Raw genomic sequence first — 11,077 nt, forward strand, 5'->3', positions numbered from 1 at the left:
CCGCCGCCGCCGGCGTCTCGGCCGCCCTGGACGCCGGCACCGGCCACGGCCGCATCAGCAACGCGCTCAAGAACGACGGCACCACCGAACTCGACATCCGCGCCACCACCTCCCACGGCGACATCACCGCCCGCAGCCTGTAGATCCGCAGCCTCCAACGAGCAGAGCCAGGACTGTCCGGCCGGGCCGACCGTGACCGCGATCCTCGCGGTCACGGCCCACGACCCGGCCGCCTGTCCCAGGGGCCCGCGCTCCACGCGCAGCGCCCGGAGAAGTCGAACAAGACGCTTCACACGACCAGGGAGGACCCATGAGGAAGAACAGCACCTTCTCGACCAATGCAGAGTGGACCGGCATGGTGCCGGTCGACGACACGGCCCTGGCCGTCACCGACAGCGGCGGCCCCGGGATCCCCGTGATCTACCTCAACGGCCAGTTCGCAACCCAGGGCTACTGGCGGCGGGTCATCGCCGAACTGGGAACAGAGGGGCGGCACATCACCTACGACGAGCGGGCTCGCGGCAGAAAGTCGAAGCGTTCGGCGGACTACTCCTTCGAGGCCGCCGTCCGCGATGTCGACGCCGTTCTCGAGGCCAGGGCCGTGGACCGGGCACTGCTGGTGGGCTGGTCCTACGGAGCGGTCGTCGCGGCGCACTGGGCCGACCGTAATCCGGCCCGTACCCTGGGCGCGGTCCTGGTCGACGGCGCGTTCCCGCACGACTGGCTCGACGAGGCCATGGAGCAGCGAATCCGGAAGCTGTTTCGGCGGATGGGCTGGTTCACGCCGCTGCTGCGCCCGACCGGCCTGACCCCGCGGATGACCGCCGAAGAACAGGCGAACAGCAACATCGAGCTCGGCAGGCTCTCCCGCGAGAGCGAGCTCGGCCCCGTGCTGGACAACATCGCCGTCCCGGTGCGGTACGTGGTCGCTTCGGGCACGTCCCTCGGAAGCCGCGGTGATGAGCAGGAACGCATACGCGCCGGCCTCGATGCAGTGACCGCCCGCAACGCGAACATCCGCGTCAGCGCGAAGGTCTCCAGCAATCACGGTGCGATCGTGAGAAAGGACTACCAGGCCATCGCCGGGGCCGTACGCGAGGTCGCCGCCCTGGACCGCGGGGGGCGCTGAAGACAACGAGCGGACTGACGGTCAGCCAGGCGGCGCTGTGAGCCGGAGGTGCCCCATGCCGTCGCGCCGACCTGGCCTCCTGCACCGCCGACTACGGGGTTTTCCAGGACGCCGCGCGGCCGGTTCGGCATCGTCTGCCTGTGCAAGCTCACGCTTGCGGGTTGAGTGAGCGGACGGCAGGGTCAGTACCAGGTGCGCGCTTGTTCCTGGTCATTTAGGTGACGCCTTTCAGGACGCTACGCCGTTTCGGTGGTGAGTCGACGGGCCTGGTCGCGACCCACTTCGGCGGCATCGCGGAGGTAGGCGACGATGGTCTGTAGTTGCTCGTCGGTGTAGCGATCGAGCATTGTGCCGAACGCCTTGCCCGGGGTCTCCCAGATCTTTGCGATTCGTGTGGCCGCGTCGGGGGTGAGGGCGACGAGGGCCCGCCTGCGATCGTTCGGGTCGGGCCGCCGCTCGACGAAGCCCGCGCTCTCCAGGCGGTCGACCAGTCGGGACGCTGATCCGGACGCCAGGCCGGTGAGCCGGGCGATTTGCCCGGTCGTCACCGGTCCGGGCTCCAGGTCGAGCAGGGCGATGCACTGCACATCGGTGGGGTGCAGCCCGATCCGGTCGGCAAGCGCCTGGTTGAACAGCGTGTACGCCGCATAGTGCCGCTGACTCTCTGCTGCGACGCACGCGAGCAACTCCGCCCGGTTTGACATCCGGTACCTCCAAGCCTCACATTTATCTTCGTCACGCAGATACTTCACGGCAAAGCATCTGTGTGATGTTGGCATTCTATCCACTGCTTCCACGCGCCGGCCCTGGACGCCGCAGCGATGACCTCCGGTCTCGCCCCCGTCGCCGTCGCCGTCGTCGCGTGCTGCGGCATCGTGTGGCTCTTGCCGCGCACAGCCCCGGCGCGCCCTCACTGAAGGGAATCACCAAGATGACCGTTCTGGTCACCGGAAGCCGCGGTGCTGTCGCCCGTACCCTCATCGGCCTGTTACGCGAACGCGGGTTCGCCGTCGGGGCGGCCTCCAGCCGCCCCGACGGCCCGGACACCGTCCGCTGCGACCTCACCGACCCGTCCACTTTCGCCACGGCCCTCAAGGGCGTCACCTCGGTCTTCCTGTATGCCGAGCCGTCCCGGATCGGCGAGTTCGCCCAGGAGGCCACCGACGCGGGCGTCGAGCACGTCGTGCTGCTGTCCTCCGCGGCGGTCCTCGCCCCGGACGCCGAGAGCAGCCCGGTGGCCAAGTCCCACCTGGACGTGGAGAAGGCGCTCGACGCCTCCTGCCTCCACGCGACCTCACTGCGCCCCGGATCGTTCGCGAGCAACGCACTGGCCTGGCGTTGGAGCCTGCGGTCGGGCCGGCCGATCAGCCTTCCCTTTCCCGGGTCCCACAGTGACCCGGTCCACGAGTGCGATATCGCCGAGGCGGCCCTCGCCGTACTCAGCGACCCCGCCCTGGGCGGACGCCCGTACACCCTGACCGGTCCGCAGTCCCTCACCTTCACCGAGCAGATCGACATCCTGAGCCGGGTGACCGGTCGGTCCATCCCCTTCCGCGAGGTCACCCGCGAGGAGTGGAAGGAGGAGATGGCCGAGCATGTTCCGGCCGCTTTCGCCGACTCCCTGCTCGACTGGTGGCAGTCCAACGACGGCTGTCCGGTCGATCTCACCCCGTGCGTGCAGGAGTTGACCGGCCACCCGGCGCGCACTTTCGCGACCTGGACGCGGGACCACGTCGACGATTTCCGGGCCTGACCGGAAGATCACGTCCTGGAAGACCGGCCCCTCAAGCTGCTGCGCTGAGGCTTGCGACCGGTGTTCCTCGCACCGCTGACAACCGGATCCTTGCCAGCGGTGCCAGGGGAGGACTTTCTCCGTCCAGTGCTGCGGCCGCGTGGGTTCGCCGGGTAGGCGGCCTGGAAGCCCGAACGTGGGATGACCACATGTCTGTTGACGTGGGGGTCTTGCCAGGAAGGGAGGCAATGCCATGCCGTTGCGCAGCGCGGCGCGGACGAATCTCGTGGACGTCGTCATCGAGCAGGTCGAGGATCTGATCTCCAGTGGCGAGTGGCCACTGGACTCCCGGATCCCGTCGGAGCCTGCGCTGGTGGAGCAGCAGGGGGTGGGACGCGACACGGTCCGCGAGGCCGTTCGGGCGTTGGTGCACACCGGCATGCTGGAGGCCGGCAGGGCGACGGGACCTATGTGCGCTCCCGAGCGGGGTGAGCGCGGCACGTGGGCGCACACTGCGGCGCCGGGAAGTGCTGGAGGTGTACGAGGTCCGCGCCTCGCTGACGTTTCCTCGCCGCACCTGCCGCTGGCTACGTCACCGGCTCGGTCCTGGCCGTCGGCGGAGGCTACACCGCCACCTGATCCCTGCCCTGGGCGAGCGAGGGACTGCCGCCGCTCAGTCGTCCTCAGGGAGTCCAGGTCGTGCAGGGGCCTCATTCTGCCGGCAGTGGGCGATCCGTCTCAGGGCGGTTGCCGCCGTCACGGTCGTCGAGCACGGGGATCAGGAACAGGCACTTGTCTCCCGAAGCCCACTGCGTTCATGGGCGAGTTCGCTCGAGCACGGCAGTGAATAGCCCGACGGTCTCGGGCGGATCTTCCGGGACCACCAGCCGTGGCTGACGACACAGGCATGGTTTCAGTTCGAAACAGCGGAGCCGGACCAGTCCAGCTGAGACGGCATCCACCCATCCTGAACCACATCACCTGAGATTCCAGGCACCTCCAAGTCTCGGCTGAACTGGTCGTCGCAGGCCAGGAGCCCGACTCGGAGCCAGATCATTTGGGACGGGACACGATCCTGTCCTCTCTCAGCCGATCTGTTCCCGTTGGTGCTGTTGTCCGTGGGGGTGGCAAGCGATCGTCTCTATCCCGGCCTACGATCGGGGCGACATCACTCCATCGACTCGAGAATGCGGTCGAGTGTCCGGCGCCCCATTCTGCTCATCGTCGGATTACTCTCGACGTAGTACCAGACAACACCCATCGCCTGTTCGAACGCCCATGCCTTGCCGCGCTCCCACTCAAGATCGTCACAGACCAGTGTCCGCCGGAGCACTTCCCGCGGGCCTGGCTGCAACAGGTGCCAGGCACTGACTAGATCCAGCGCGGGGTCGGCCGGGCCGAAGCCGCCGGTGTCGAGTACGCCGCTGAGCCGGTCTCCCGCGACCAGCACATTGCCGGGAATCAAGTCACCATGGCTCATCACGTCGGCACCCGTGCGTGGCAACTCCTGAAAGTGGGTCCACACCTGGCGCAGCCGGGGCACGTCGAGCAACCCCTTACTCGCCTCGAAGCACTTCGCCATCCAATCGTCGTGGTGAGCGAGAACGCCGCCACGACTTTCGCCGCTGAAAAGCCGCCCCCGCGTCTCGGCGTCCCGCAGGGCTGCGATGAAGGCCGCAAGGTCCTCGGCAAAAGCGTCCGACCCACTCGGGTCGGCGTCAAAAGCGACCGTTCCCGGCAGCCATGTCTGGACCGACCACGGCATGGGGTAACCTGCTCCTGGCTTTCCCAAGGCGACGGGTTCCGGGGCGGGGAACCGAGACACCTGTGCCAGCTCCGCGCTCGCCTGGGCTTCCTGTTCCAGAACCGCCAGCGCCTCGGAAGCATCGGCCAGACGCAGTGGGAAACGCGCTGAGAGGTCGTTCCCGATGCGGAAGATCGCGTTGACCGTCCCGGTCGACGACACGAGTTGGATCGCCTTGCCGTTCCACTGAGGGAACTGTTCTTGGATCAAGGTCGCAACGATTTCGGTGGTCACGTCAACTTGGTCATCGTGCATGGTCATTCTCGGAGACCCTTCCATCGAAACGCCGGATGCGGACCAGATCGATTGGGACGACACCCAGTGTTCATGCGCCACGGTCCGGATCAACTGAGATGTGTGGCCACCCAGGTGTCTCAACGGGCATGTCCGAGAAGACAACAAGCTCGAACAAGCGATCTTATGCCGGTATGGACGCCATCGACTTCCCCGACGACCTGGTGCAGACGCAAGCCGCCTGGAACGCTTCCAGCCGGCTGACGAGCCGTACCTGTTCGCGCACCCGCTCAAGTCGGCCAACCACCGACGCCATCACGTGCCCGAGCGTGTGCGCACCAGCTCCACGACCGTTACGGACATCACCGCGCTGGCCAAGTGGATCAACGCCTACTGCACCGCTCGGTCACGCGTGGATGCGAACCCCGAAGACAAAGGGCGGCTGCCGCATCTGACGCCCCGGCAGTTGCGCCGGACCCTGGCCTGGTTCATCGCCCGCCGTCTCGGCGGTACCACCGACGGAGCCCTGCAGTACCGCCATCAGCGCATCCAGATGTTCGAGGGCTACGCCGGCACCAGCGACTCCGGCTTCCGCGACGAAGTCGAGGCCGAAGAAGCCTTCGCCCGTGGCCAGTTCCTCGCTGAGATGGGCGCCGCCGACGACCAGGTCAACGTCCGCCTCACCACGCAGGACCCGGTCTTGATGTCGATGTGGATCAGGTCGCCGACCCGGTCGTTCTCGTAACGGATGGCGTCGCACAGTTGCTCGCCGGTGGGCGGGTCGAGGTCACGGAGCCGGTTGCGTCCTCGCCTCACCAGGATGCGGTGGACGGTAGCCCGCGCGATGGTGATGCCATGCAGCCGTTGAAGGTCGGCGGCGAGTCGCGCGGGGCCTTGCTTGATCTGCCGCCGCAATGCCATGGCCAGGTCGGCGATGTCCTCGGGGTGCGGGCGGGGCTGGTGGCGGAGCGGGAGGAGTGGTCGAGCAGGCCGTTCTCGCCGTGCACGCGCCAGCGGGCGTACCACTTGGCCGGGCAGCGGCGGGAGATCCCGGTTTCCACAGCGACTAGCGCGATCGGACGTCCAGCGTCGATCCGCAGGCTCGAGCACAGAACCGCCTTCGGAAGTCAGCGGTGTTCCGGTGTCCCCTGCTGGTGGCACTCCTGGACTCGGTGGCCGCGTTCATCGGGAGACCTGGGATCTCAGGGCTCCCGCATGAGCGGTTGTGCGTGGCATCAACGTGCAAACTTCGCGATGGCCGCTGGGGTGACGGGGGTGAAGAAGTTGACGAGGTTGCCGTCGGGGTCGCGGAACAGCAGCGACCGGTTGCCCCAGGGCATCGTGGTGGGCTTGGTGACGAAGTCGGTGACGAAGCCGGTCAGGTTCTGGTGAACGCGGTCCACGTCGTCGACGAGGAACTCGGTGATCACGCTGTGGTTGTCCGCGGGGCGGGCAGAGCCCGGGGCGAACAGCGGGACGGTGCGGGTGCTGGCGATCGCGAGGGTCGCGCCCGCGGTCCTGAGTTCGGCGAAGTCCTCGGTGGCCCACGTCGCCCGCGCCCCTGTGGCTCGCTCGTAGAACTCGACGAGGCGCGCCACGTCGCTGGTGATGATGCGGATCGAGACGAAGTCCATGGGATCTCCTTGGCTGTGCTGGAGGCGTGCACTTCGCAGGCTAGGAGAAATAGTGGACAGAATCGGTCTTGTATTCACGTTAGGTTGGGTACATGCCTGGACCCACTGGCCGCGTGCTGACACTCCTGGAGCTGCTGCAGTCGGGCGGCACCCGGACTATGGCCGAACTCGCCGACCGGCTCGGCGTCGAAGGGCGCACCGTGCGGCGGTATGTGGACCAGCTGATCGAGCTGGACGTGCCCGTGGAATCGGTGCGCGGCCGCTACGGCGGGTACAGGCTCGCCCCCGGGTATCGCTTGCCTCCCCTCATGCTCAGCGACGACGAAGCGCTGGCTGTGCTGCTCGGCCTGGTTGCCGGCCGCCGAGCAGGGCTGACGACGACGGAGCGCACGGCAAACGAGACCGCGTCAGCGAAGATCCGGCGGGTGCTGCCCAAGCACATCGCCCGTCGGCTCGACACACTCCTGGAGGCTCTCGCCTTCACTGATCAGCCCGGCGAGTTCGACACCCCGGACGCTGAGGTCCTGCTCACCATTGCCGATGCGGTGCGCCACCGCCGGTTGGTCTCGATCCGCTACACCGACCGTGACGGACGGCCCAGCGAACGCACACTGCACGCGTACGGGATCGTCGCCCATGCGGGCCGGTGGTACGTCACGGGCAAGGACGCCCAGATCGGCGAGGACCGCACCTTCCGGCTCGATCGCATCGCAGACGCGAGGACCCTGCCCGGCTCATTCGAAGCGCCCGTGGGGCCCGGTCCGGCACAGCGCGTGTTGTCAGGATTCGCCACGGCTGAGTACCAGCATGAGGTGACCTTGCGGATCCACGGGACAGTTGAGCAGATCCGGGCCCACCTTCCCGCCAGCGTCGCGAGCCTGGAAGAGCACGAGCCCGCGGCAGGCCAGGACCGGATGGTCGAGCGCTGGATGAGTGTCCAGCTACGGGCGGACCGGCTCGACTGGTTGCCGCCGGTACTCGCCTCGCTCGACCGGCCGTTCGTCATCGAGCGCCCCGATGAACTGCGCGACCTCGTCATCGCGCTCGCCGATCGCCTCGCGTCCTACGCCCGTCAAGCCTGACAGCGAGGAACCAATGTCATGAGATGGCACCACTCGACCACCGCGCAGGCACGCGTGCTGCGGATACCCTCCCGGAGCCGGCATGCCACTTACGACCTGGGGAGCGATTGCCGGTGATGGGACGGCTGGTCGCTCAGGGCTGCGCTCAGTCGCATGGTAGAACGCGATGGAAGACGACCATGGGTTGGCCGGGGCCGTTGTAGTCCTCGACGACCGTCGCGTCGAAGCCGAGGCGGCGATGGAATGCGATCGAGCCGGTGTTTCCGAGTGACGTGATCGCCTTCAATCGCTGCGCGCCGTGGCGATGTGCGGCGTCAGCGAACGCCGCATACAGACGGCGCCCGAGACCGGTGCCGCGGGCGTCGTCCCGAGTAGCGATCAGGTGTACGTACCCGGTGCCGGTCGGGGTGACGAACCCGATGATGTACCCGTGGATTCCGTCGTCGGCTCGGGCGACCAGACAGGTTTCACCGAACTCTTGCACCAGCGCCAGAAGATGCAGGGACCGAAGGTCGCGTTCTCCCCAGTACCGGTGGTGATCAGTAAGAACCTGGTGGATGTCGGTCAACTCGGCCGGTGTGATCTGTGTGTGCATGACAGGGATCATGGCAGGCGCTCTGCCCGTTGAGGAGCGGAAGTGCCGGCCAGCCCGCCAGATCAGGCCGCCCCTCGTCAGCTTCGAGTGCCGCTCGGCGAAGACGAGCGTGTTGCCGGGGTCGACCATCGACCCGCGGACGTGCGCCAGGTGCGGCTCCAATGTCGCCTGCAGCAGGTCCTCACCGGTCTCACCGAGCGCCACCAGGGCGGCACGGCGTACGGCGGCACGCTCACGGGCGACGGCCTGCGCCGCGCGGGCGGCAGCCGCGACGAGGGCCTGCTCGCGACGCTCGATCTCGGATAGCTGCGCGGCCTGCGCGTCACGCTGCTGCTGCATGAACGTCGTCAGGTCGTCGGTCTTGGTGAAGTCCAGTTGCTCGACGAGCCGCCTGATCCCGGCGCGTTCGCCTTGCTGCTTCTCGCTGGCCAGCAGCCGGTTCAGCGCGTCCTGGTCGGGTAGCTGCGCCGGCGGTGCGGCCGGGTCCGTCGTCGCCAAGTGGCTGGTCGGCAGGGGTGGTGACCCCGTTTCGCGCTGCTCGTACTGGTCGCGGGCGGCAGTCCGGGGTGTAGATCGTCTGGCAGGGCGGTTTCGCCGATGAGTTCACCGTCCTCGAACGGTCTACCCAGCGACACGATCGTTCTCGACAGGAGTGCCATGTCCACCATCCAGCCAGTGATCATCACTGCCCACCAGGACGTCCTGCTCGGCTTCTATACGAAATTGTTCGGCGCCGAGGAGATCTTCCGGGTACCGGCGGAAGGCCCGGCCTTCTACCTGGGCTTGCGCATCGGCGACACCGACCTCGGGCTGGTGGCCAAGACGAACCCGGGGACCGGGGCGGCACCGCGGATCCTGCTCAGCATCGGTGTCGACGACGTCGACGAGACGCTCGGCCGGGTGGAGGCGCTGGGCGGCTCGGTCCGCAGCGGCCCCAACGACATGCCGTGGGGACAGCGCGTCGCCCACATCCAGGATCCCGACGGCAACCCGGTGAACCTCACCCAGCCGATCCCGGCTCAGTGACGCTGTTCCGGGTGCTTGTGCTGGTCGTGGGCTGCCCGCGGTAGAGATCAATTTCCTGTAGTGGCCTCGATGTTCGTCAGTACGAGCAGCGCGCGAAGCAGGTGGGTGTAGCGAGCGGGTCAGTGCGGAGCTTGGTGAGGAGGAGGATGCCCCCAGTTCAGATGGGCGAAGCCTCGTTCGACCGGGGCGCGTCCGGCGGCCGGCGTGCGGTCGGCCTCCCTTTCGGCGGGTGGGAGCTTGCGGGCCGGGCCGGGGTGGGCCAGCAGGACCAGCTGCCTCTCTTCGGCACTTGAGCGTCGACCGCCGAGTGCCGGCTCAAGTTCAGCTGGTGGCCTCTGCGGCTGCCGATGCTTTCGGGCCGACGACCTTGGAATCAGGTCACGGATGGGGGTGATGGTTCGCGGGGGAGTGTCGGTTGAACGTCGTCGTCTGGGCGTCAGTGGCGCAGGTGCGGTGACCTGGTCGTTGGCGCTGACGGGTGGTGCTCACTCGTTGCTGGCGTGAGTGACGGGCCATGTCATTCTCACGCCGGCCACCACGCCCGTGCCGCGCCCTGAGGGCTGTCCCGCTATGAATGAATCAGGTGTGGGGACGGGTCGTCACGCGTCCTGGTAGAGGTTGACGATGCTGCCGTCTGAAGTTCGACAAGACCGACTACCGCGAGCGGCATGCTGTCGAGTGCGGGATCAATCGCCTCAAGCGTCGCAGGGCCGTGGCCACGAGATACGACAAGCTCGCAGTCCGATACGAGGCGACCGTGCTGGTCGCAGTCCTCAACGAGTGGCTGTGACGAAGGAGGCCGGCGTGCCGACGTCTCCCCGAATGCCCTGCCCCACGGCCCGGCCGGAGGTAGGGTCCGGATGTGCGTTGATCTCCCGGGCGGCGGCCCTGTGCAGCCGCAGACGGCGCAGGGCGCCTCTCGAACAAGGGGCCGCCCCAGCAGGCATACCCGTCATCACCCAGCGGAGATCCACACCATGACTGCTCAGCAGCCTCTCACCTACGACGCACTCGTCGAACTCGCCGCCGCCGACCCAGCCGTCGTCGGCCTCGTCCTCAAAGGCTCCCAAGCCCACGACGGCATGATCACCCGACACTCCGACCACGATCTGTACGTGGTCCTCGCCGACGACGCCACGACCGATCTCACCCGGTTCGCCGGCCACCGCACCGCCGAGCTGGACCTCGTCATCATCTCCCTCACCGAGTTCCGCGCAGCCGGAATGCCCGGCTTTGAACGCTACGCCCTCGCCCGAGCCCACGTCGTGCTCGACCGGCTCGATGGAGGCATCGCCCGGATCCTCGCCGACAAGGCGCGCGTGGATGCAGATGAGGCATTCCAAAGTGCCAGTGGCTGGCTTGACGCCTACGCCAACTCGCTCTACCGCTCCATCAAGAACCACCGGGACGGCCAGGCCCTGGCCGCTCGCCTGGACGCCGCCGACAGCATCCGGTTCCTGCTCGAGCTGCTCTTCGCCATCGACCGCCGCCCCCGCCCCTACAACAAGTACCTGGAATGGGAGCTTGCCCGATATCCACTGCCGGGCTGGGACACCGACGTGTTGCTCCATGCCGTGGACCACATCTCGGCAACAGGCGACCCATCCCTGCAGCGGCACCTGTTCGCCCTTGTCGAGGCGGCAGCCCGCGAGGCCGGACACAGCGAGGTACTGGATGCATGGGGCGAGGACCTGGACCTCATGAGACCGCAATAAGAGGTCCTAACAAAGGCGTTGGACGTGGCGGTGTGTGATGAGGCAGGTGGCGAGGCCGAGGAACGCCTCATGGATGTCGTCTCGCCGCTCCCAGCGGATCCGCAGGCGGCGGAAGCCGTGTAGCCA

11 protein-coding genes and 2 pseudogenes are annotated in these 11,077 nt (G+C 67.5%); 7 read left to right on the forward strand and 6 right to left on the reverse strand.

The annotated features are described in order from the left end of the window. Positions 1–310 precede the first annotated feature (310 nt). Positions 311–1,129 (forward strand): alpha/beta fold hydrolase, encoded by an 819-nt coding sequence (locus tag SY2F82_RS38405; protein WP_200423724.1) that lies wholly within the window; start codon positions 311–313, stop codon positions 1,127–1,129. Positions 1,130–1,365: 236 nt separating this feature from the next. On the opposite strand, the gene SY2F82_RS38410 is transcribed toward SY2F82_RS38405, so the two are convergent. Next, positions 1,366–1,881, reverse strand: coding sequence for a MarR family winged helix-turn-helix transcriptional regulator (locus tag SY2F82_RS38410; RefSeq protein WP_374707249.1), 516 nt, complete (start codon positions 1,879–1,881; stop codon positions 1,366–1,368). Between the two features lie 179 nt (positions 1,882–2,060). Between SY2F82_RS38410 and SY2F82_RS38415 the strand changes: the two genes are divergently transcribed. After that, the gene (locus SY2F82_RS38415) at positions 2,061–2,882 is read left to right on the forward strand and encodes an SDR family oxidoreductase (protein ID WP_200423725.1); all 822 of its coding nucleotides are present in this window, start codon (positions 2,061–2,063) and stop codon (positions 2,880–2,882) included. A 232-nt stretch (positions 2,883–3,114) separates the two neighbouring features. Then, positions 3,115–3,335, forward strand: a pseudogene (locus tag SY2F82_RS39445) (FadR/GntR family transcriptional regulator); the annotation flags it as partial. Between the two features lie 694 nt (positions 3,336–4,029). Here the strand turns inward: SY2F82_RS39445 and SY2F82_RS38425 are convergent. After that, a complete protein-coding gene (locus tag SY2F82_RS38425) occupies positions 4,030–4,926 on the reverse strand; it encodes an aminoglycoside phosphotransferase family protein (RefSeq protein ID WP_200423727.1) in 897 nt (298 codons plus the stop codon). Positions 4,927–5,218: 292 nt separating this feature from the next. Between SY2F82_RS38425 and SY2F82_RS38430 the strand changes: the two genes are divergently transcribed. Beyond that, positions 5,219–5,644, forward strand: coding sequence for a hypothetical protein (locus tag SY2F82_RS38430; protein WP_200423728.1), 426 nt, complete (start codon positions 5,219–5,221; stop codon positions 5,642–5,644). A 67-nt stretch (positions 5,645–5,711) separates the two neighbouring features. On the opposite strand, the gene SY2F82_RS40050 is transcribed toward SY2F82_RS38430, so the two are convergent. Together SY2F82_RS40050 and SY2F82_RS38440 are read right to left on the reverse strand one after the other, a co-directional pair. Next, positions 5,712–6,011 (reverse strand): leucine zipper domain-containing protein, encoded by a 300-nt coding sequence (locus SY2F82_RS40050; protein WP_374707250.1) that lies wholly within the window; start codon positions 6,009–6,011, stop codon positions 5,712–5,714. A 123-nt stretch (positions 6,012–6,134) separates the two neighbouring features. Further along, entirely contained in the window at positions 6,135–6,533 is a 399-nt protein-coding gene (locus SY2F82_RS38440) for a glyoxalase/bleomycin resistance/extradiol dioxygenase family protein (protein WP_200423730.1), read from the reverse strand. Between the two features lie 92 nt (positions 6,534–6,625). Here SY2F82_RS38440 and SY2F82_RS38445 point away from each other — a divergent pair, with 92 nt between their 5' ends. Further along, positions 6,626–7,615 carry a YafY family protein gene (locus SY2F82_RS38445; RefSeq protein ID WP_200423731.1) on the forward strand — a complete coding sequence of 330 codons (990 nt, stop codon included), beginning with the start codon at positions 6,626–6,628 and terminating at the stop codon, positions 7,613–7,615. A 145-nt stretch (positions 7,616–7,760) separates the two neighbouring features. Here the strand turns inward: SY2F82_RS38445 and SY2F82_RS38450 are convergent, their stop codons facing one another. After that, positions 7,761–8,222 (reverse strand): N-acetyltransferase family protein, encoded by a 462-nt coding sequence (locus SY2F82_RS38450; RefSeq protein ID WP_374707251.1) that lies wholly within the window; start codon positions 8,220–8,222, stop codon positions 7,761–7,763. Between the two features lie 645 nt (positions 8,223–8,867). On the opposite strand from SY2F82_RS38450, the gene SY2F82_RS38455 reads away from it, so the two are divergent. Further along, positions 8,868–9,236, forward strand: a complete 369-nt coding sequence (locus tag SY2F82_RS38455) for a VOC family protein (RefSeq protein WP_200423732.1) — start codon at positions 8,868–8,870, stop codon at positions 9,234–9,236. Between the two features lie 977 nt (positions 9,237–10,213). Then, on the forward strand, positions 10,214–10,951 hold the full coding sequence (locus tag SY2F82_RS38465) for a hypothetical protein (protein ID WP_200423733.1): 738 nt from the start codon (positions 10,214–10,216) through the stop codon (positions 10,949–10,951). 6 nt (positions 10,952–10,957) lie between these two features. On the opposite strand, the pseudogene SY2F82_RS38470 reads toward SY2F82_RS38465, so the two are convergent. Next, a pseudogene (locus SY2F82_RS38470) lies at positions 10,958–11,077 on the reverse strand (IS5/IS1182 family transposase); the annotation flags it as partial.

Origin of the sequence: Streptomyces sp. Y2F8-2, from assembly GCF_014905555.1 — a bacterium.
GTDB classification, from domain to species: domain Bacteria; phylum Actinomycetota; class Actinomycetes; order Streptomycetales; family Streptomycetaceae; genus Streptomyces; species Streptomyces cynarae.